The sequence below is a fragment of the Alteromonas gilva genome (assembly GCF_028595265.1).
Lineage (GTDB): Bacteria > Pseudomonadota > Gammaproteobacteria > Enterobacterales > Alteromonadaceae > Alteromonas > Alteromonas gilva.
The window spans coordinates 3015989-3038177 of sequence record NZ_JAQQXP010000001.1; the positions used below are offsets into that span (position 1 = coordinate 3015989).

General features: G+C 50.0%; 20 protein-coding genes and 1 tRNA gene. 9 read left to right on the plus strand and 12 right to left on the minus strand.

Features of this window, described 5'->3' with window-relative positions:
* Positions 1-26: 26 nt before the first annotated feature.
* The 6 genes from trpB (at position 27) to OIK42_RS13345 (ending at position 4808) form a co-directional block, all read left to right on the plus strand.
* Entirely contained in the window at positions 27-1214 is a 1188-nt protein-coding gene (trpB, locus tag OIK42_RS13320; protein WP_273641218.1) for a tryptophan synthase subunit beta, read from the plus strand.
* Positions 1207-2013 carry a tryptophan synthase subunit alpha gene (gene trpA, locus OIK42_RS13325; protein ID WP_273641220.1) on the plus strand — a complete coding sequence of 269 codons (807 nt, stop codon included), beginning with the start codon at positions 1207-1209 and terminating at the stop codon, positions 2011-2013. Before trpB ends, trpA begins: the two co-directional genes overlap by 8 nt.
* 4 nt (positions 2014-2017) lie before the next feature.
* Complete coding sequence (locus OIK42_RS13330; protein ID WP_273641222.1) at positions 2018-2317, plus strand: YciI family protein; 300 nt, start codon at positions 2018-2020, stop codon at positions 2315-2317.
* Positions 2318-2494: 177 nt separating this feature from the next.
* Positions 2495-2770: a PepSY domain-containing protein gene (locus OIK42_RS13335; protein ID WP_273641223.1), complete on the plus strand. Its 276-nt coding sequence runs from the start codon at positions 2495-2497 to the stop codon at positions 2768-2770.
* A 4-nt stretch (positions 2771-2774) separates the two neighbouring features.
* On the plus strand, positions 2775-3467 hold the full coding sequence (locus tag OIK42_RS13340; protein ID WP_273641225.1) for a response regulator transcription factor: 693 nt from the start codon (positions 2775-2777) through the stop codon (positions 3465-3467).
* 3 nt (positions 3468-3470) lie between these two features.
* A complete protein-coding gene (locus tag OIK42_RS13345) occupies positions 3471-4808 on the plus strand; it encodes an ATP-binding protein (protein ID WP_273641226.1) in 1338 nt (445 codons plus the stop codon).
* A gap of 69 nt (positions 4809-4877) precedes the next feature.
* Here OIK42_RS13345 and OIK42_RS13350 read toward each other — a convergent pair whose 3' ends face one another.
* Positions 4878-5936, minus strand: coding sequence for an AI-2E family transporter (locus tag OIK42_RS13350; RefSeq protein ID WP_273641228.1), 1059 nt, complete (start codon positions 5934-5936; stop codon positions 4878-4880).
* A 104-nt stretch (positions 5937-6040) separates the two neighbouring features.
* Between OIK42_RS13350 and OIK42_RS13355 the strand changes: the two genes are divergently transcribed.
* Positions 6041-6934 carry a TIGR01777 family oxidoreductase gene (locus OIK42_RS13355; RefSeq protein ID WP_273641230.1) on the plus strand — a complete coding sequence of 298 codons (894 nt, stop codon included), beginning with the start codon at positions 6041-6043 and terminating at the stop codon, positions 6932-6934.
* Positions 6935-6997: 63 nt separating this feature from the next.
* Here OIK42_RS13355 and OIK42_RS13360 read toward each other — a convergent pair whose 3' ends face one another.
* Genes OIK42_RS13360 through OIK42_RS13375 form a run of 4 tightly spaced genes read right to left on the minus strand, consistent with a single transcriptional unit; the run spans position 6998 to position 12032 of the window.
* On the minus strand, positions 6998-8128 hold the full coding sequence (locus OIK42_RS13360) for a DUF6136 family protein (RefSeq protein ID WP_273641231.1): 1131 nt from the start codon (positions 8126-8128) through the stop codon (positions 6998-7000).
* The gene (locus tag OIK42_RS13365) at positions 8125-8730 is read right to left on the minus strand and encodes an ABC transporter ATP-binding protein (protein WP_273641233.1); all 606 of its coding nucleotides are present in this window, start codon (positions 8728-8730) and stop codon (positions 8125-8127) included. Before OIK42_RS13365 ends, OIK42_RS13360 begins: the two co-directional genes overlap by 4 nt.
* 46 nt (positions 8731-8776) lie before the next feature.
* The gene (locus OIK42_RS13370) at positions 8777-11323 is read right to left on the minus strand and encodes an ABC transporter permease (RefSeq protein ID WP_273641235.1); all 2547 of its coding nucleotides are present in this window, start codon (positions 11321-11323) and stop codon (positions 8777-8779) included.
* Positions 11313-12032: an ABC transporter ATP-binding protein gene (locus OIK42_RS13375; protein ID WP_273641548.1), complete on the minus strand. Its 720-nt coding sequence runs from the start codon at positions 12030-12032 to the stop codon at positions 11313-11315. Before OIK42_RS13375 ends, OIK42_RS13370 begins: the two co-directional genes overlap by 11 nt.
* A gap of 36 nt (positions 12033-12068) precedes the next feature.
* Between OIK42_RS13375 and OIK42_RS13380 the strand changes: the two genes are divergently transcribed.
* Both OIK42_RS13380 and OIK42_RS13385 read left to right on the plus strand, forming a co-directional pair.
* Positions 12069-12761: an arylesterase gene (locus OIK42_RS13380; RefSeq protein WP_374211872.1), complete on the plus strand. Its 693-nt coding sequence runs from the start codon at positions 12069-12071 to the stop codon at positions 12759-12761.
* Positions 12762-12843: 82 nt separating this feature from the next.
* Positions 12844-13032, plus strand: a complete 189-nt coding sequence (locus tag OIK42_RS13385) for a hypothetical protein (protein WP_273641237.1) — start codon at positions 12844-12846, stop codon at positions 13030-13032.
* 28 nt (positions 13033-13060) lie between these two features.
* On the opposite strand, the gene OIK42_RS13390 is transcribed toward OIK42_RS13385, so the two are convergent.
* The 7 genes from OIK42_RS13390 to OIK42_RS13420 all read right to left on the minus strand — a co-directional run bounded on the left by OIK42_RS13390 (position 13061) and on the right by OIK42_RS13420 (position 22154).
* Positions 13061-15952 carry a bifunctional diguanylate cyclase/phosphodiesterase gene (locus tag OIK42_RS13390; protein WP_273641239.1) on the minus strand — a complete coding sequence of 964 codons (2892 nt, stop codon included), beginning with the start codon at positions 15950-15952 and terminating at the stop codon, positions 13061-13063.
* A gap of 515 nt (positions 15953-16467) precedes the next feature.
* On the minus strand, positions 16468-17745 hold the full coding sequence (locus OIK42_RS13395) for an amidohydrolase family protein (RefSeq protein WP_273641240.1): 1278 nt from the start codon (positions 17743-17745) through the stop codon (positions 16468-16470).
* On the minus strand, positions 17742-19160 hold the full coding sequence (locus OIK42_RS13400) for an amidohydrolase (RefSeq protein WP_273641242.1): 1419 nt from the start codon (positions 19158-19160) through the stop codon (positions 17742-17744). The genes OIK42_RS13395 and OIK42_RS13400 overlap by 4 nt, the downstream gene beginning before the upstream one ends.
* A gap of 133 nt (positions 19161-19293) precedes the next feature.
* Positions 19294-20238, minus strand: coding sequence for a tRNA dihydrouridine(16) synthase DusC (gene dusC / locus OIK42_RS13405; protein WP_273641244.1), 945 nt, complete (start codon positions 20236-20238; stop codon positions 19294-19296).
* Between the two features lie 73 nt (positions 20239-20311).
* The gene (locus OIK42_RS13410) at positions 20312-20518 is read right to left on the minus strand and encodes a DUF1289 domain-containing protein (protein ID WP_273641245.1); all 207 of its coding nucleotides are present in this window, start codon (positions 20516-20518) and stop codon (positions 20312-20314) included.
* A 243-nt stretch (positions 20519-20761) separates the two neighbouring features.
* The gene (locus OIK42_RS13415; RefSeq protein WP_273641247.1) at positions 20762-21661 is read right to left on the minus strand and encodes a M14 family metallopeptidase; all 900 of its coding nucleotides are present in this window, start codon (positions 21659-21661) and stop codon (positions 20762-20764) included.
* A gap of 417 nt (positions 21662-22078) precedes the next feature.
* Positions 22079-22154, minus strand: a tRNA-Glu gene (locus OIK42_RS13420).
* Positions 22155-22189 lie beyond the last annotated feature (35 nt).

Sequence of the window (22189 nt, forward strand, 5' to 3'; positions counted from 1 at the left end):
GCAAGCGTCATAACACAGGACATCAAATGAATCAGCTAGACACAAAATTTGGGGAATTCGGTGGCATGTATGTGCCAGAGTTACTTATTCCCGCACTGGATCAGCTCGAAGCCGCATTTTTAGATGCGAAAGACGATCCTGAATTTAACGCCGAGTTTATGTTACTCTTAAAGGATTATGCTGGCCGCCCCACCGCCATGACACTGACCCGCAACCTGGTATCAAATCCCAAGGTTAAGCTTTATCTGAAGCGCGAGGATTTGCTCCATGGCGGCGCCCACAAGACCAATCAGGTGTTGGGGCAGGCACTACTCACCAAACGCATGGGTAAATCCGAAGTCATTGCCGAAACCGGCGCAGGACAACACGGCGTAGCAACTGCACTGGCATGTGCCTTACTCGGCCTTAAGGCGCGTATTTACATGGGCGCAAAAGATGTTGAAAGACAGTCGCCCAATGTCTTCAGAATGCGCTTAATGGGCGCCGAGGTCATTCCGGTTAACTCCGGTTCCGGTACCTTAAAGGATGCCGTTAATGAAGCCATGCGCGACTGGTCAGCCAACTACGACAAAGCCCATTATTTACTTGGCACCGCGGCAGGCCCGCACCCGTTCCCAACCATTGTTCGTGAATATCACCGCATGATAGGCGAAGAGACCCGCGCGCAAATACTCGAAAAAGAAGGCCGTTTACCCGACGCGGTAGTAGCCTGTGTGGGCGGCGGCTCCAATGCGATTGGCATGTTTGCCGACTTTATCGACGAACCATCGGTGCGTCTGGTTGGCGTGGAACCCGCCGGCAAAGGCCTGCACACTAAAGAGCACGGCGCTACAATTTGTACGGGGTCGAAAGGTATTCTGCATGGTGCGTTTACCTATATTATGCAGAACCCCGACGGTCAGATTGAAGAAAGCTATTCAGTTTCAGCCGGCCTCGACTACCCGGCTGTGGGCCCGCAACATGCGTATTTATCGGATATCGGCCGCGCTGAATATGTCTCGGTGACCGATGACGAAGCCCTCAACGCGTTTCAGTTGTTGGCGCGCAAAGAAGGTATTATTCCGGCGCTGGAGTCCTCTCACGCACTCGCCTACGCACTGAATATGGCCGACGAAGCAGAAGAGGACACTATTATTGTGGTGAATCTTTCCGGCCGTGGCGATAAAGATCTTGGACACGTAATCAATATTCTTGGAGATCAGGTTAATGGATAGATATGCAACCATGTTTGCTCAGTTGTCAGAGCAAAATGCCGGCGCTTTTGTGCCTTTTGTAATGGTTGGGGATCCGGATATCGACACATCCGAGAAAATCATTACCCAGCTGATAGAAAGCGGCGCCGATGCCCTGGAACTCGGTATTCCTTATTCTGATCCAATTGCCGATGGCCCGACTATTCAAAAAGCCGCGATTCGCGCCCTCGACAGCAAAGTAACCCCCTCGGTATGCTTTGAGTTACTCAGCCGCGTTCGCCAGCGTTTTCCTGACATCCCGATTGGCTTGTTGCTATACAGCAACCTGGTGCTGGCAAAAGGGCTTGATGCCTTTTATCAACAGGCGGCTGACGCCGGTGTCGACTCTATTTTGATTGCAGATGTGCCTATTCGCGAGGCTAAACGCTTTGTGGACACCGCCAATGCGCATAACATTAAGCAAATCATTATTGCACCGCCGAATGCCTCCGACGCCACCATGCAGTCAATTGGCGACTTGTCTGATGGCTATACCTACTTGCTGGGCAGAGCGGGCGTTACCGGCGCAGAAACCGCTGCAACCATGCCTGCCGCCTCATTAATCGAAAAACTCAATAGTGTTAACGCGGCGCCGGCGTTACTGGGTTTTGGTATTTCCAACCCAGAGCAGGTGAAGCATGCCATCGAAAGCGGCGCTGCTGGCGCAATTTCAGGCTCGGCAACCGTCAACATCATTGCTGAACACCTCGACGACACACCGGCTATGCTTAAAGCGCTGGATAGCTTTGTCCGTGCAATGAAAGCCGCCACAAGGAAGTAAGCCCATGTATTATATGATTTGCGCCACAGACAAGCCCGACACGCTGGCACAGCGCCTCGCCGCGCGTCCGGCGCATCTGGCCCGCCTGAATGCCCTAAAAGAAGAAGGTAAACTGTTAATTGCCGGCCCCTTTCCGGCTATCGACAGTGAAGATCCCGGCGCTGCCGGTTTCACCGGCTCATTAGTGGTTGCGGAATTTGCCAGCCTTGATGAGGCCAACGCCTGGGCCGGGGCCGACCCGTACATCGAAGCCGGGGTATATGGGGATGTGGTGGTAAAACCCTATAAAAAGGTGCTGCCCTGACTGAGTAGACTTAAGTGAGCATACAGGGGGTGACAGTATAATTTGCGCCCCCGCCTGCCAGTGGTATGATTGGCTTAACCAAGGCATTATGCTGATTAATTCAGACAACATTCAGTCTGGCCGCGATACCCTAAGAGTAAGAATAACCGGTTGGGTTGTCCCAACAAATGGAGTGACATGTTCAGAGCCGTCGTAATGGGTTCTTTTTTAGTACTGTTGGCAGCCAGTTCCAATCCGGCGGTGGCGCAGCAAAACCAAAAAGTCCCGGTAACCAATTCAACACAAGCTGCCCAGCAAGCCAAACGGCATATTGAAGGGCGGGTGCTGAAGGTCGACAAGCAAAAAAGCTCCTACCGGGTAAAAATGCTTAAAAAATCTGGTCGGGTGGTTACGCTTGACGTAGACAAACGCTCAGGCAAAGTTAAACCCAGTAAAACCAAGGACGATAATTAGGGTAATGAGAATTTTAATCGCAGAAGACGACAGCCGTTTGCTGATGCAATTGGACTCACTTTTTCAACAACAGGGGTTCAGTGTTGATTTGGCCGACGATGGTGACAAGGCGCTGTTTCAACTCCGGGAAGTTAATTACGATCTGGCTATTATTGATATTGGCTTACCCAAACTGGATGGCTTTGATGTAATTCGTCAGGCACGCAGCAATGACATCATTACCCCGGTGCTTATCTTAACCGCTCGTGACCGCTGGCAGGAAAAAGTAGAAGGACTGGATGCGGGCGCCGATGATTATCTGACCAAGCCGTTTCACAATGAAGAGCTATTGGCGCGGGTTAACGCGCTGATCCGCCGGGCCTCCGGTCAGGCAAGCTCAGTGATAGAGTTAGGCCCCATAGTGCTGGATATCCAGGGCAAAGAGGTACGGGTTAATTCTCGCGCACTGGAGCTTACTGCTTACGAATACAAGGTAATGGAATACCTGATGTTACACCCCCACAAAGTCATTTCTAAAACCGAGTTGACCGAACATATCTACGATCAGGACTTTGATCTCGACAGTAATGTGATTGAGGTATTTATTGGTCGCCTGCGCAAAAAAATCGATCCGGAAAACCGCTTAAAACCCATCGAAACCATGCGTGGCCGTGGCTATCGAATTAACCGAGAGCTAGCTCAACCGAGTAACGTCTGACCAATGGTAAACTTATCGCTACGACTTCGCAGTTTACTGATTGCGACGCTGGCGCTGATTGTGTTTGTGCCGGTCACGGTCTTTACGCTGTCTCAGGCTTATACCAGTAGTCTCGAACAGGCTAAATACAGTGAATTAAAACTCATGAACCTGGCGATGATTTCTGTCTTCGAAATTGACGCTGACATCGTGCAAATGCCCGATATGCTCTACGACGAACAGCTTAACCTGCCTGATTCGGGCTATCTGGGTGTGATTGCCCTGGATAACGAGGTGGTCTGGCAATCGGCCTCTGCGGTTACCGAAATAACCAAACAGATCCTGCCACCCGCCCCCGCGGTGGGTGATGAAGCGTTCGTCAGAGCGCTGCAGCTGACAGAGCGTGAAACACGTTTTTTTGCGTATTCGTTTACTGCTGAATTTGATAACGGCAGCCAGTATGTTCCGGTCACGTTTTATGTTTTTAACGATCGAACGGCCTTTTTAGAAGAACGTGACACGTTTTTGTGGTCGGTATGGCAATACCTGGGCGTGCTGGCTATCAGCCTGCTAGTCTTTTTAATGATTGGCATGAATACCCTGTTACGACCGGTACGCCTGTTGATTGACGAGATACGGCGTACCAGCACCGGCACGCAGGAACGTTTAACCGAGCATTATCCCCCCGAGTTCACCCCGCTAAAGCTGAGCATTAATCAGCTGTTGAGCGGCGAAGCTGAGCAACGTGAACGCTATAAAAATAGCCTTGGCGATCTGGCCCACAGCTTGAAAACTCCATTGGCAGTGGTGATGGGCACCAAGGCTCTGCCCGCTTCTGCACAGGAGCCTCTGCAACAAATTGATACGCTGATTCAGCGGCAATTAAAGCGCGCAGCATCAGGGGCCGGCACCTGGCAGCAGGGTGTGCCGGTAACACCGGTTATAAAACAATTAATCAGTGCACTAAATAAAGTCTATCGGGATAAGTCATTACACCTGCAAGTCAGCGGCGACGACGGTCTGTTTTATGGTGATAAAACCGACCTGATGGAAATCCTTGGAAATTTGCTGGACAACGCCTGCAAGGCGGCTCATAAACGCGTTGACATAACGGTTAAGCAACTCCCCCGCCATACTGAACTTCATATTAACGATGATGGCCCCGGCATACCGGCCCGACAGGTTGAACGCATCCTCAATCGCGGACAACGCCTTGACGCCTATACCGAAGGCCAGGGTATCGGCATGGCAGTCGTCACCGATCTGCTCACCGCGTATGAGGGTAAACTCACTATTAGCCGCGCCTCACTCGGTGGTGCTAGCATCAAACTGACGTTTCCAGCGCCGCTGAAGCAGGTATAGCTCATGCGGTATTCAGTTACCTGGCATAGCAGGTAACTTGCGGCTTCCCCTTGCCTTGCAACAGGGGGGTTATTGCGCGGCATCCTGTTTATTTTCTGCCAGTACCGCTTCGCCATCACTGGACAGTAAAATCGCCAGCCAGCGGCTTTCTTCGCGAGACTCCAGGGCGATTTTTACAATCATGGTCAGCGGTACAGACAATAACATGCCTACGCTGCCAAGCAGCCAGCCCCAAAAAATTAACGATAAAAAAACCACCAGCGTTGATAGCCCAAGGCCCCGCCCCATAAAGCGCGGTTCAATAAGATTGCCCATCACTGTATTAATAACCAAAAAGCCCAGGGCGACCAGGCCGGCTTCGCCACCACCATATTGCACTAACGCCATAAGTACGGCAGGTATGGCGGCAATAATCGAACCTATATTAGGAATATAGTTGAATAAAAAGGCCAGCACGCCCCAGAGCAAATAGTGATCCACGCCAAGAAAGTACAGCCAGGTCCCTGCTAACAAGCCGGTAAATAAACTCACGACTGTCTTAATTGCCAGGTAACTATTGACCGAATGAATGAATCTATCGATGTGGTGCATTTTCATGTCAGGATCTGCCAGTGCCACATGCAATCTGCGTGGCACGCCCTCGGCCTCAAACAACATAAAAATCACAGTGAGCAAAATTAAAAATAAGTTTGATAGTACCCCACCCATACCGCTTAAAAAATTGGTCACCATCGACATTGCCATGCCCGGATCCAGATAAGATACAATGAGATCCTTATCGACATGAATGTTAAAGGTTTCAAGCTGGGTGACAACCCAGGTAAATTCACCAGACAGCTTTTGCCGGTATTGCGGCATATTATCCTGAAACTCGCTTAGCGACTGTCCTACTAATCCGGCCAGCATGAAACCAAAAACCACTATCAGGAGTATTACTAGAGTAATAGATATCGCGCGCGGTATACGGTATTTCGTCATCCAGAGGATCAGCGGCCCACAGGCAATAGCAATAAACCCGGACAAGAAAAACGGCACCATTATGGTACTTGCAGCTTTAATACCTGCCAGGATAATGATCAGGCTGGCAAAAATGAACATGGCTTTTACTGTGGGCGATTGGGTCGACATAAAATATTGGTTTAACAAATAAAGTAGCACGCTATCAGATTTAACATTGAATCGGTAGTCCTGCAGTGAACAAGCCTGATGAAAATAATGTAACGGAGCACGTCATGCATATCTTTATTACCGGTGGAACCGGGTTAATAGGTCGGCAGTTAATTGAGCAACTACACCGACAACATTCCATTACCGTGCTCAGCCGCAATGCAAATGCTGCACGTAAAGCACTCCCTGGCGACGTTAAGGTCATTGCTGATATTGATACCCTGAGTGATTTCAACGACTTCGATGCGGTCATTAACCTGGCGGGTGAACCCATTGCCGATAAACGCTGGAGCGAGCAGCAAAAGTACCGGATATGCCAGAGTCGCTGGCAGCTCACCTCATCGATTGCCAACAAACTTGACGCCTCTGATAAGCCGCCGGCGGTTTTCATTTCAGGATCAGCCATCGGCTATTATGGCCGCCAGGGTGATACGCCGATAACCGAGAATAACCATCAAGCCCACCAGGAATTTACCCATGAAGTGTGTCAGCAGTGGGAGAGCATTGCCCAATCGGTGAGTAATACCTGCCGGGTTTGCATACTGCGCACCGGTGTTGTGCTGGCACCGGACGGTGGCGCGTTAAGTAAAATGCGGCTGCCATTTAAACTGGGGCTTGGCGGGCGCATCGGTAGTGGTAAGCAATACATGTCATGGATCCACATCGATGACATGGTGGCGGGCATTTTATTTTTGCTCTCCCAGCCAGAGCTCAGCGGGCCGTTTAATTTTACTGCGCCAAACCCGGTTACCAATCAAACCTTTATAAAGGCATTTGCCAGCGCATTAAACCGTCCGGCGTTTTTCCCTATGCCCGCCCCCGTCCTCAAACTCGCCATGGGCGAAGCGGCCGATCTGTTACTCACCGGTCAGCGAGTGCTGCCGCAAAAGTTGCAGGAGGCCGGTTTTCAGTTTAAGTACGAGGACATTGACGCAGCGTTTGCTGATACAGAGAGTTAAGTGCCCGGGCATTAACCAGCATTATTGTGCCAACGCCATCAATAGCGAGTGTTAGTCGGATGGCTAAAAAAACAGCGCATAGGCAATAACTGTCAGGATGGCGGTAATGAGCGGAAACACCAGGTAATAATCCGGTTTGGTCAGTATGCCCACCTGCGTAACGGTATAGGTGAGTAGTAGCAGTGCCCAGTGCACCGGCCAAAGCACACCAATATAGGCAATGATGCCAAACGCAGGGGCAGCAAAACCACCTGCATAGAACAGCATGGTCAGTATTTGTTGTCGCCGGTTAAGCGGCAAACTGTGGAAATAATAATGGTACCGGGCTTGCAAAGATCTAAGCTCCAATAGCTTACTGGCAATCACCACTGCCAGTAAAACGGCCATTACCGCGCCGGCCGGCCCTTGCGAATCCTGGTTAATATTGCTGATAAAAATATTGCCCAGGATCAGCAACAGCAGCACCACAACCACGCGTAACAATGTCGGTTTTAAGTAGTGCAGATCGCGTTGTAAAAAAAACCGCCATAAGCCAACCGGTAAGCCGCTGACTTTAACCGGTGGCAACGGTATTAATCGCTCTGCACAAATCGCCACAGCGTAGCCCAGTAAACATAAGCCCTCCGACAGCTGCCCTGCCAGGGGTGCAAGTGCCAATGGCAGCAGTCCTAAACTAAGCCAGGGCCGCCTTGAGCCTGTGGCGATGACAATATAATAACCGGTGAGTACCAATACACCGGTGATGGGCATTAACTGCGCAAAAGACTCCGCCAACGGCACACTCAACAGTTCATGGAAGTGACTGTAAAACATACTGAGTAATACCACCAAGGGCCCTAAAATAAAGACATTTGCGGCGTATAACAGTAAGCCGGCGTGGGTGAATCGCCGCGTCGCACTGCCCGCAGGTAACGCGCGATCGTAGAGCGCATAGCGGGTGGCGTTAATAGCCTCTTTTTGCATACTGACCCAACCAAAGCTGAGCAGTAAATAGCCCCAAAGCGTATAATAATAGAGCTCGCTGCTACTCGAATTATCAGCCAACACGCCTAACGCCAGCAGCGGCAGTAACAACAGTGCTGGTAGGGCCATCGGAAACAGCGCCACCAGCGCAGCACTGGCCTGGCGCAAACTATTAAGCCAGTCTTTTAACGTTTGTTGATATACCTTAAGCCGAAACTGCCAGTACCTCACCGTTCATGCACACCATTGTGGTCCAGATGCAACTGTCTGACGGTGTGGCCGGCGAAATTCAAAGGTTCATGGCTGGCGATAACAATTTGCCCCGGATACTCTGCCAAGCATTGATACAGAGCCTCGCGGGTTTTGGCATCCAGACCGTTGGCGGGCTCGTCCAGTAACAGCAGCTCCGGCTGATGCATCAAAGCCAGGATCAGGCTCAGCTTTTTATAATTGCCAAGCGACAGGTCCTGTACCAGAGTCGGCAAATAATCACTTAATCCAAAGGCAGTTATCCAGTACTCAGGCGCTGCGCAGCCGTACAGGCGCTGATGAAACTGCAGGAGATCACTGGCCGACATAAATCCCGGTAATGCCACTTTGCTGGCACTCATACCAATGAGCGGCCGGGCGGCACTATCGAGCACGTTATTACCGTTGAGGGTTACCTCACCATTAGCAGGCCTTAAGAGTCCCCCGGCAATTAGTAACAGCGTTGTTTTACCAATACCGTTGGCGCCGCTTAAAACGACTCTGGGCTCAGCGATTGCTAACGACACATCGTTGAAAATGGTCCTGGCAGCAAACCGATGACCAACACCATTAAATGCTAACATTCGTTCCCTCGCGCGTAGCTCGCCACATTGTCAGATTATCACCAGGTCAGACCATCTTGCGTAACAACTGCCCGGTGTTTAACCGTAATAAACGGTAACAGCCCACAGCCCCGAGCACACCAACCACCAGCGCACCCGCCGTCGGCGCAATCAGCCAGTATTCCCAATGCATTGACGCTTCCATATCAAACACCCGCCATTGCAGCAGGAACAAACTAAACTCATTTGCCATCGCGGCCATTAAGCCGGCCACCGTGCCAATAATTAAAAATTCATTAATGACACTAAACCGAATTAAACGGCCCCTGGCGCCCAGCGTGCGCAAAATCGCCAGCTCTTGCTGACGTTCATCCATACTCGCCTGCACCTGTGCAAATAACACCAGGGAGCCGGCAATGAGCACCAATACCAGAATAAATTCAACGGCGAGCGACACCTGTTCGATAATCTCACGCAGTTGGTTGATCCGCGCATCAACATCAAATAGCGTCACCGATGCAAAAGGCAGCATCAGCGCGGTTATCTCTGATTTGCGCTGTGCATCCAAATGAAAGCTGGTGATATAGGTGGCATTAAAATCTTGCATGGCAGCAGGGTGCAACACAAAAAAGAAATTGGGCTGCATGGTTTGCCAGTTAACCTCACGAATACTGCTGACGCGGGTCTGCACAATCTCGCTGCCAACATTAAAGGTCAGCGTATCATCCATCTCGATATTTAACCGCTCCGCTACGCCACTTTCTACTGACACCGGATACAGCACATTCCCGTCTTCGTTACCGTCTGCGTTGTCGGTACCAGGAGACTGCCAATCGCCATGCCACTGCCCCGCCACAATCCGATTCTCGGTTTGCAGCGTGTTACTCCAGGTTAAGTTTGCTTCGCGCCCGAGTCCGCGACGCCCTTCGCTTTGCTCCGGGTCGTCTTCTTTGGTCACTTCGGTGCTTACCCGTTCGTCGTTAACCGCTACAAAGCGGCCACGAACCACTGGGTAAAACTCATCGATAAGCACCTGATTATCAGCAAAGTGCTGCTCCAGTCCCCCTTTCTGCGCCTCGGTAATATTTGACATAAAGTAGTTGGGGGTATTTTCGGGCAACTGCGCACGCCACTGCGCCACCATGTCGTTACGCATCACCAATACTACCAACAGCAGCATGATGGTAATCGAAAAGCTAATAAGCTGGACGCTGTTGTCCATTGCGCGTCGGCGTATGCGCGCCCAGGCCAATTGCCAGGATCCCATGGCCCCCTGCCCCAGCCTGCGTCCAAGCGCAATCAGGCCAAAGGTCACAAATAATAGTGCAACCACCAGCAGTGCACCTGAACCAAATAAAATGGCGCTGATTTCGAAATCGCGACTGTATATCCACATCAGCAGGAATATCGCACCACCTGACGCACCAAATTGTAAGCCTTTCGAGCTCAGGCCCGCGCCCATATCGCGGCGCAACACCCGCAGTGGCGGTACCGAAAACAACCGCAACAACGGATATAAAGAAAACAATACCGCACAAATAGAGCCGGTTAGCACGGCAATGAATACCGGCCGCCAGTGCCACACATCCAGCGATACGTCTACCTGTCCAGCCAGTGCCGTCACAACAATCTGTTGTATGATCACCCCGGCAATAATACCAATGGCAATACCTAACAGCGTTATAAACATGATTTGCAATACATAAACCTGGCGAATCATCTGCTTAGTAGCCCCCAGGGTTTTGAATATAGCAACCGGGTCGAAGTGACGCTGGCTGTAGCGTTGGGCAGCCACCGCAATGGCTACCGCCGCCAACACAATCGCTAACAGACTGGCCAGCAAAAAGTAACGCTCAGCACGTGCCACCGAGCGGCCAATGGCCGACTCATCATCGCCCACGTCTTCCCAGCGGTGCAACTCTTCGTCAAGTTGCGGGCGCAGCCATTCGTAATAGTCTTCGATGATGTCATTGTCGCCGGTATAATAGGCCTTGTAAGACACCCGGCTGCCCGGACCGGTAATATTGGTGGCTGGCAAATCGCTCAGTGACATGAGCACCATAGGATCGGTGTTAAATATGCTAAATCCCTGATCGGGTATTTCCGTTAACACCCGCTTGACGGTAAACTCACCGTCGCCAATATACACTGTGCTCTCTAACTGAACGTCCAGTAGCTGAAACAATCGTGAGTCAATCCAAATCTCGCCCGGTGCAGGCGTTGAGGACGTCGGCGCTGGCGTACCAAAGGGCTCATCGGTGACTTTTATTTCGCCTTTTAACGGGTAAGTGTCGCTGACAGCACGCAAATCAACCAGTGACATCTGGGTTTCACCAAACGCCATTGACCGGGTGCTGACCTGCCGGGCGGTGGCCAGCCCCTGCGCTTGTGCCTGGGATAACCACTCCTCGCTGATTGGCTTGCGTGAGCGTAGTTGGCTGTCGGCAGCGATAAACTGGGAAGAACGTTCAACCAACGCACTCTGCAGACGCTCGCTGAATAACGACAGGGATAATACTGAGGCGACCGACAAGATGATGGCAAATAAAATAATGGTCAGCTCGCCACGGCGGGCTTCGTGCTTAAACAGTCGCCAGGCGAGATTAACTACCATGGGCAACTCCTTGCGATGCCGCATCATTAGTCGCCCTGGCGTTCTCGGTGACTTCCGTCAACTCTCCGGCCAGCATTTGTAACTGGCGATCACACTTTTTGGCCAGCTCGCTGTCGTGAGTGACCAGTACCAGCGTTGTACCTATTTCACGGTTTAAGTCAAACAGCAGATCCTCGATTTTTACACTATTAGCCGCATCGAGATTACCGGTGGGTTCATCGGCAAACAAAATTTTCGGCTGCCCGATGAACGCCCGGGCAATGGCTACGCGTTGTTGTTCACCGCCCGATAGCTGATTAGGATAATGATGTGAACGGTGCCCTAAACCAACTTGCTCAAGGATTGTTGTGGCCCGCTTTTTGGCATCCGGCAAACCCGCTATTTCAGCCGGCAGCATGACATTCTCGATGGCAGTAAGACTTTGAACCAGCATAAAGCTCTGAAAAATAAAGCCCACCTTGTCGCCACGTAACCGGGCTCGCTGCTCCTCATCAAATGTATGTAATGGCGAACCATCGAGAAATATTTCGCCCGCGCTCACCTCATCAAGGCCAGCAAGCAAACTCAGTAAGGTAGATTTACCGGAACCGGATGCCCCAACAATAGCAATTGATTCGCCAGCCTTGACTTGAAACGAAATAGGCTGAAGGATCTGTAACGAACCTTCGCTCGTATTGACGGTCTTAGTAATGTCTTTGGTTTGGATCATAAAGGAGCTATTGTTGTTGTGATTTGTCATTTTTTTATCCGTTTGCGGTACACACTGTATTGGGCAAAAAACCTAATATTATTAATACCTTTATTATTTTTTTCAGATCACATTCTGGCCACGCCTGAAAGCAGCTCTGAACAGTCTGCTGAACAAAGCCAAAGTGTTAACGCCGATAAACGTTTGCTCATCCTTGGTGATAGCCTAAGTGCCGGTTATGGTCTTATGCAAGCACAAAGTTGGGTTAGTTTGTTACAAAATATCTGGCACGACGAGCAGCGTGGGGTCGAGGTAATAAATGCTGCGATAAGCGGTGAAACCACCGACGGTGGGCTGGCGCGTTTGCCACGCTTACTCAAGCAGCACAACCCTACCCATGTTCTCATTGAGCTCGGTGGTAACGATGGTCTTCAGGGCCACAGCGTACAAAAGCTTCAGGACAATCTCAGCCAAATGGTTTCGATCGCCAGGCAATTTGGCGCCGAGGTGTATCTGCAGGATATGCAAATCCCCACCAATTATGGGCGACGCTACAACCAGTTGTTTAGCGATAGCTACGAAGAAGTTGCCACGGCACAAGACGTTACCCTGATCCCATTTTTTATGCAGGATATTGCGCTTCAGGAGGAGTTCATGCAACGCGATGGCATACACCCCAACGCCGAAGGTCATCCGTTGATTGCTGAGTTTATGCATGCCCAATTAACGCCTTTGCTTTTTACCCGGTAATGGCGGCCGGGATAGCGTGGTAATTCGCGTTTTCCGCGCCTTTGCCTATACTTTAGTCAATTAATTTAGTAGAGAGGTCAGTATGGAAATTGGTCAGAACCCTATCGATCAGGGCTATGCGCAGCGCCCGCTTAATTCGATTGAGCAGCGCCCCAGCCCACAACAAAACGCGCCCGAAAACAGCCAGGAAACGCAAAATCAATCTGTCCGGCAGTCTGAATCTCCGGCGACGACCGGCGCGGTAGGACGTAATATCGACACTTATGCTTAGGCGTAGATAATTACCGGGTAGTTGGTGCTTACAACGTCAGATACTTCGCTTCAAATTCAGACATGGGCAGGGGTTTGCTGTAGTAGTAACCCTGCACTCTGTTACACCCCATTGCCTTTAACAAGTGTTCCTGCTCAGCTGTTTCAACGCCCTCAGCAACCACTCTCAAGCCAAAGTTACCGGCCAGGTCAATGATCGATTTCACGACGCCGGATTGTTCGCCCTCTCCCAGCTTGGAGATAAACTCACGATCTATTTTCAATTTATCGACGGGCAGTTTATCCAGATAAGCCAGAGACGAATAACCGGTGCCAAAATCATCAATCGCAACGCAAAAACCGAGTTTTCTGAGCTTAACCAGAATGCTGCTGGCCGACTCGAAGTTTTCAATGATGGCACTTTCAACAATCTCCAGCTCAATTCTGCTGGTATCGATGGGATGGTCGGCCAGTACTTCGGTCATGCGTCGCAATAGCTCGTTATCAGCCAAATCAAGCGCTGAGACATTGAAGGAAATAAACAATTGAGGATACTGGGTTTGCCAGCGCTCAATGATGCCAAATACCTCTTTTACCAGCCAGCCAGTGACTAAGCGAATAGCGCGGGTTTGCTCTGCCACGTCGATGAACGAATCCGGGGTAAGGAAGCCTTTAACCGGGTGATTCCATCTCAGTAATGCTTCGGCGCCCACCACGGCACCGTTAGCCCCATCAATCTGGGGTTGTAAATACAGTTCCAGTTCGTTTTCTGCTACCGCTCGTTTTAATTCAGACGCAATGGTAAGCCTTGAACTGGCCTCAACCAGAATATCGCTGGTAAAGAACGCAAGCTTAGATCCCCCGGCCTGTTTGGCTTTATACATGGCTGCGTCGGCCCGCACTAACAAATCTTCACTGTTCGCAGCATCGGCCGGATACCGCGCAATGCCTACCGAACCACCAACATTAACTTCATGTTCTCCAACCAGGTAAAACGGTTGATTCATTTCATCGATGAGTTTTCTGGCCAGTACTTCAAGTTCTGAGTCATGTTTATAATCTTCAACCAGCAAAACAAATTCGTCGCCCCCCATTCGTGCCAGCAGATCCGACGATCTTAACCGTAAACTTAATCGCTCAGTGACCATGCGTAACAATTCATCGCCAGCGGCATGACCAAGACTATCATTAACCACTTTAAAGCGATCAAGATCGAGATACAGTAAAGCACAATGCTGCCTGACTTCCTGACAGAGCGACACGGTATGTTGCAGGTGCAACTGAAACTGAACACGATTGGGCAAACCTGTCAGCGCGTCGTAGTGGGCTAAGCGTTCAAGTTTTTCTTCGGATTGTTTAAGGCTGGTAATGTCTGAAAATACAGCCAGATAATTTACCGCTGCGCCAACATCGTCTTTCACCACCGAGATACTTAACAGTTGGGGAAATACACTGCCATTTTTACGCCTGCTCCAAACCTCTCCGCGCCAAAATCCCGTTTCTGTAATGATAAACTGCATTTGCTCTATAAAGCTGCGCTCATACAAATCACTACCAAGAAAATCGGGTTTCTTGCCGAGTACCTCTTCCTCCTGGTAACCCGTAATGTCACTGAATGCAGGGTTAACCGATATAATATTGAGTGTGGCATCTGTCACAATGATGCCCTCCAAACTGTGGTTAAAGACCTGCTGACTTAACTCCCAACGCTTTTGATACTCTAAACGCTCGGTCGTATCGATGACGATGGTGTAAATAAGCTGACGGCCATTGCTCTCTATGGTCGTATTAAGTAGTTCGACATCGCGGATTTCACCTGAGGCGAGGCGATGTTGAACCGCATATTTGGAAGAACGCTCGACCATTGACCTTTTGATATGCCGCATCACAGAATCACGATCCATGGTTTGAATATCGACAACACTCATAGCAGACATCTGCTCTGCCGAATAACCGTAATAGTTAACGGCGGCACGGTTAGCTTCAACGATTTGGCCATGCTCATCAATAATCAGCATCACCACGGCGTGTGCCGAAAAGAACTGCCGGAATTTTCGTTCGGATAATTTAAGCGCCGATAATGTGTCTTGTTGTAACAGACGGTTATTGAGCCTCAGTTGTGCGATATAGCAGGCTATAGTACCGATAATAAGCGCCATGACCCATGACAGAGGATGCAGTGTAAAGTTAATCCAGCCGTCTTTAGGTTGTGCCGCTAATTGCCATTGACCGTAGGGTAATTGAATCGATAAACGGACCGGTTGTTGCAGCTCGCGACTGCCGGTGTCTCGAAAAACATCAATTAACTGCCCCTGAGCATTGTGTCCGCTAATGACCAAGTCCAGTGTTTGCTGATCAATAAAACCGGCTTCCCTAAGCACTTCCTGATAATCCAGCACCACCGACAAAATACCCCAGATGCCGTTTTCATTCACCACGGGTATACGGGCAATAAACCCAACGCCTCCCTGAACCAGATCAACAGGTCCGGTTAATATGGTTGTGCCGATATCCAGCGCCTTAAACACAGAGTCCCGCTGTGCCTCGTTAACGCGATAATTCAACCCGAGTACTTTTTCGTTACCCTCCACCGGATAAATTAAGCTCACGACAAGGTCACGAGCCCCAGCAATGTTGATAATATTATTGCGCTGCTCAAGTAAGCGACTCATGTACAGGCTAAACCCTTGCTGATTTAAATCCGGGTTTAGTGACACATACGCGGCCGCACCACGGATCAACTCAATGTTAGTATAAAGCTCAAACTCCAGCGCCGCGCGCAAAGCGGACAACTGCTGGTTAACAGCAGTTTTTTGTTCTTCACGCTGCCAGCGGCTGGCCGCGTAATCCGCGGTTAATGTCAGCAGGACAACAACCATAATGATCAACGAAAAGAGCACAACGGGTCGCTGTGTGGGATTGGTTACATGTTGACTTTGCAAGAAAGACTCATTCTGTTTAGCCCAAAGTTATACTTTGATGCCTGTCCGGTTAGTGATGCAGCGTCAGTATCTCTGCCTGTTTATGACAATAATAGGTCAATACCGTTGAAAAGGAAGATTATTTTTACCTACACCGAGCGAATTAGCTTTCCCGCTCAGTTCGGGGGTTAAAAAGTGAGTCTGCCGATGAGCGTGCAACAGATAGATAACAATACGCGGGTACTTTCAGCTGTTTATTGTGTAAGCAGGAAAATACAGAGCCAATATATTTCCTACCTTTTTAAACGAAAAGCTTATAGTTACCCGTCGTTTATTACGACTAATCACTCTCGAAAGAAACTAATAATGGTGGGAGTCAGCGTTGTAATTTTGGACTCAGGGCTATGCTGACTCATTAGCTCAGGTGCGCATCATGATCGCCAACTGAATAAATCATTGCACACTTTGCAGGGCACTCATCAATAAAAAATGCCGGCTAAAAAGCCGGCATTGTTGGTATCACATTAGCGCGCCAATCAGCGAATATACTGTGACGTTTGCTTGGTTTGTGAACGCGTTTGGTAACGCTGCTGTAGTTTAATCTGACGTGAGGTCATCTCTATCGACTCGCCATCAATAATAACCATCTCAGCCGCTTCGGTCACTTCAAGCGGATCGCCACTCCATACCACAACATCGGCCCGGGCACCTTGTGCTAACGTTCCTACCTGCTGCGAGACATTATAGATACTGGCAGGGTTGACAGTTAACGCCGCCATGGCTGCGTCCCAGGGAAGTCCGAAAGCCACCGCGTTGCCGGCATGCTGCGTGGCTAAACGGATATTATGCGTTTCCATGCCAATGGCAATGGTAACGCCAGCGTCATGCAGCCTTGCCGCGTTAGCAAGCGTGGCACCTAACTGATCAAAGCCACCGGGTAAGTTAAATTCAGGATCTAAAATAACCGGAATATCAGCCGCCGCTAACTCATCGGCGACGCGCCATGCTTCCATGGCATTCACCAGCACAACTTTTATTTGAGGGTAGCGCTTTTTAAAGGCGATAACCTGGCGAATATCCGCTGCACGATCGGCAAACATCAGTAACGGGGCTGCTCCCTCTATCACAGGTTGCAGAGCTTTTACATCAGCGCGACTGTTGATGCCATGCCATGGGTTAGTTGGATTGAGTTGAGCGCTACCGGTAAATTGCTTTGCTTCGTCAATCACCTGGTTCAGCGTTACCCACAAAGCAGCTCTTGAGCCACCGTTGTCGTCGGCACCATGATTGCTGACATCTACCGACATAAACGCCTGAGGCTTTAACACCGAATCAGCAGCGCCCGATAACGTAATCACAGCCCCCAGTCCATTAAGCAATGTGTCAGCGCGGGAAACTGTTGTAGCTGCTGACGTGATCCCCTCTACCCGGCTAATCGCCATCAAGGATGAATCGGGATTTACTGCATAACTAACATCAAATGCGGCGCCGGTTGCAGATATCAGGCTATCGCTTACCGATGAATCAACGGTACCAGCTGAACTGCTTACCTCTACCAAACCAAGTTGTGTGTAAGCTCCAAAGAGACCAGGCGTAACATACTTGCCCGTGGCATCGATTGTATCGTAACCGTCTGGCACATTACTGCCCTCTCTGACAGCAACAATTTTATTGTCTTCAATTAAAACCGTCGCTGCCTCAAGCGTTCCCTGGGCCGTACCGGTATAGACTTTACCGCCAACAATCGCCAGTTTGTCTGCCAGTGCGGCTGAACTCATTGCTGTCAGCAAGCAGGTTAATAATAATTTCTTCATTTGATGTCTCCCTCACCGACTTGTCCTAACTCAAAATCAGCCACTGGCCAGGAATCAGGATCGTTGAGATCAAAGGCCAGACCGCCATCGATATAGACTTTCGTGGCGCGCGCGTACGTCGAAAACGGATCGGCGCTCCACAGCACTAAATCGGCATTTTTGCCGCTTTCCAATGAACCGGTTTCATCAAAAATACCCAGTGATTTGGCCGGATTGGCAGATAACCAGGTCCAGGCGTCTTCCTGACTAATGTCGATACCGGCGCGACGTCCATCAGACCATGCCTTGGCCGCTTCCTGATTTAAACGCTGAATACCTAAATCACTGTCGGAGTGGACAATCGCACACGCCCCGGCTTCGTGAACCATAGGCACGTTTTCGCGAATACCGTCGTAGGCTTCCATTTTAAAGCCCCACCAGTCGGCCCACAGTGCTGAACAAACGTTATTTTCGGCCAGCAGATCACTAATTTTGTATGCTTCTACGCCGTGTTGAAAGGAGTAAATCTGGTAACCAAACTCTTTCATCACATCCATCATTACCGCCATTTCATCGGCCCGGTAACAATGCATATGCACTCTGATCTCGTCTTTCAAAACACCCATAAGTGTTTCAAGGTTGAGATCACGCTTAGGAGGACTAGGATTTTTACCCGCTTCATAGTCGGCTTCGTACCGCTCCCATTTGCGCATATAATCCTGTGCATCAGACCAGGCCTGACGATATCCGGCAACGTTACCCATACGGGTCGACGGGCCGCCACGCTGGCCATAAACCCGCTTGGGATTTTCACCACACGCCATTTTTAAGCCATACGGGGCATCGGGAAATTTCATTTCCTGCATGGTCCGCCCTGGTACATTTTTCAGTACCACCGAACGGCCACCAAATAAATTAGCCGAGCCAGGTAAAATTTGCAGCGCTGTCACACCACCGGCCAACGCGCGGCCAAACCCGGGATCCTGCGGCCAGACTGAATGCTCAGCCCAGACATTCGCCGTTACAGGCTTAACCATTTCGTTGCCGTCGGAGTGAGACTTCGTAGAAGGGTTAGGATAAACGCCTAAATGACTGTGCACGTCAATAATACCCGGCGTGACCCATTTACCGGTACCATCAATCGTCTCAACATCTGCAGGCACGTCTACATCGCTGCCTACAGCAACAATTTTACCGTCGGCGAAATACACCGTGCCGTTTTCGATTTTATTACCTACACCATCTAAAATAGTCACACCGGTAATGGCTACCGGACGACTTTCTAAAGGCTGGTACTGACTGGGGAATGGATTTTTATCAATTGTAACCTTGGCTGCCTGTTCTTTTTGCGCCGCGTTATCGTCTCCACAAGCAGAGAGTAACACCGCACAACAACACACCAAGGAAACACTCATTTTTCGTAGTGTATTTTCCATGAGCTACCTGTATTTTAATTTTAGTTTTTTCAGACCTGTCGTTAGCAAGCCGGTTTACTATAGCAGCGCGCACGCGCGCTCTTCAAAAGCAGCTATAACGTTAGCCGAATGTGGATTGGGGTACAAGTAGGTGTTACGCCGATGCGTTGGCTGACCGATTAAGTACGGCGACAATCTCGTCGGCGTGTTGCAAACGGCGAATATTGTCGAATAATTCAGCGGCTTCGGGGTATTGGCGCTTAAGATATCCGCACCATTGCTTAAGACGATTAGGGTAATAGCGGCCTTTGTCACCGTAAATTTCGTAGCCAGAATAGTCAATCAGCAACCGCGCTAACTCGGGCCAGCTCATGGGCGCGACGTTATTGCGAATATGCAACGCCAGATTCGGCATGGCCAATGCGCCTCTGCCAATCATGATGTCGTCACAACCGGACATCTGCTGGCACCTCAGCGCATCGTCATGTGACCAGATTTCACCATTAGCAATGACAGGCAGCTGGGTTTTAGCGCGAATTTTTTTAATCCACTCCCAGTAAGCGGGCGGGCGGTAACCTTCAGTTTTTGTGCGGGCGTGAACGACCAGCTCAGACGCGCCGGCTTCATCAATGGCCACCGCATTGTCTATGGCCAGAGATTTATCTTCGTAACCTAAGCGGATTTTAGCGGTCACGGGTAAATCTGCCGGTACCGCTTCGCGAACGGCTTTAACAATATCATGCAGTTGCTGGGTGTATTGCAACAACACTGCCCCACCGCGGCTTTTATTCACGGTTTTAGCCGGACAACCAAAATTTAAATCAATGCCTGGTGAGCCTAACTCTACCGCCGTTAAGGCGTTTTCCGCTAACCATTCGGGGTGTTGCCCTAATAATTGCACCCGCACCGGCACGCCGCTCGGCGTTTTGCCACCGTTCTGCAGTTCCGGACACATGCGATAAAACGTCTTCGCCGGCAGTTTTTGGTCTACCACTCTGACAAATTCTGTCACGCACAGATCAAAGCCACCCACACGGGTAAGCATATCTCGCATTAAGTGATCAACAACGCCTTCCATCGGCGCTAGCAGAATTCGCATAATTTAGGGTATTCAAAAATTAAGGGAGGCGGATTTTAGCAGATCATGACGACGCTGGCATCTGTATTGGTACTCAGCGTGCACGTAATTTGCAGCGTTCCTGACAACGTAACAAAATTGCCCGGCGCTCAGTGACATCAGCATGATGCCAGCCGGTGATCTCATCAATGTGACGCTGACACCCCAGGCAAATATCATCTGGATCCAGACAACAGTTGCCAATACAGGGCGACGACACTATCGCCTGTTCGATGGGTACTTCCGGCGTTGGCTTAATCATTTTCTGTTTGCTGTTCCACAGTAAACCACAAGCACACATAACAGCTGAACTGCGCGTTGAGCTGAGCAAAAAACTCGGTCTCGCTATTGGCTTGTTGTCTTATCAGCTTTTGTCCTATGCCTTCATACAAGAGTGCGACGTAAACCATGATATCCCCGCTATTTGGTGACTATAGCGAGGATTATACATTTAGACGTCTAGAAACCCAAACATCCACACATCTAAACCCGATTATTTATTCCATTATTTCAGCAAATACTGTAAAGCGCCCTCCACGGCGGCCACCTGTGCCCGGTTACAAATTTCCGGAGTGGCCGATGGGCTGTCAGGGTAAACTTCCGTGGTTGAACAATAGGTGGCATGACTAAAACCACCGCATAAAAATAGTTTTCTTTTGTCGTAGCATATTACCCCTTCAGACGGGACTGCGGCACCGATAATCAGCCCATTCTCATCGGCAGGCGCAATGTGGGTAACCTTACTGACTTCATTAATGATGGCTTGTTGCAAAGGTAAATTGGGCGCCGCCTCATCCGCCACCAGATAAAAACCGTCCGGAATATCCCACGCCTTTTGCTCTATGGCATCGCGAGCAGCCAGGGCCGGGCGAAATTCACTGTTATCGGTATCGGTGGTCTCATGCAGGTCGATATGTAATAAAAACGACTGGGGCATGGCTCCAATAAAGTCCATCAGTAGCTTCGCTTCAGGCGCTGGAGAGTCAGGATAAAACGACCGGTTTGGATCGATGGCTAAGGGATTCCACCGGTTGATGGTTTCATAACCCCAGGGACTGATACAGGGCACAACAATAAGGTTTACGTTGTCAAAGTAAGTCTTTGCATATTCTCTGGCAAACAGCAGCGCACCCTGCACGCCACTGGTTTCATAACCGTGCACACCGCCAGTGACCAGCACCCAGGGCGCATCGGCCAATGGTGCTTTAGGTAACAATGCATACAGTGGATAACGGGATTCATCATAAGGTAAGGCACCGTACTGAATAACCGAAAAATAATCCGGCACTGCCTCAAGTTGATTCAACACCTCATCTGCATAACTACGCTTAACCGTTTGCGCGGCGAGCCACTGCTTTTTTTCCTCTTCTCCCCAAGGACGACCTGGTGTGCCAATAGAATACATACTTCACCTCTTTTTAAGTAATACAGGAGTATAACACGCAGCCCTGCGCTCAAAAATACCATCAGTGCTGACACGCTGTGCAGAGCAAGCAGCACTGAGCCACGCCCTGGTAATTACCCGAATTGGGCGTTTCAACCGTAAATCTGAAAACGCGCTCAAGACTGCCAGAAAATTAATTGAACCCGGCTATCCACCGGCCACGTTGGCCACTTCACTTAATAAAAGGGCAGTTAAAAAAGTGTCGTGTAATAAAATAATCAATGGGGGCGTTGTCAATACACAGTCGGCTTTGCCATCCGGCATCGTCTACCCTGCAGCGCGTGTATCCGTGAGTGTTAAGGCAGTGAGTCAATAGGCATTGTTTTTCAGCCGACGAGCAGGCATAAAAAAACCAGCCAAAAGGCTGGTTTATTTATATGGCGTCCCCTAGGGGATTCGAACCCCTGTTACCGCCGTGAAAGGGCGGTGTCCTAGGCCTCTAGACGAAGGGGACAGAAATTTTGCTAACGAAGTGAACTTCGTTACGTG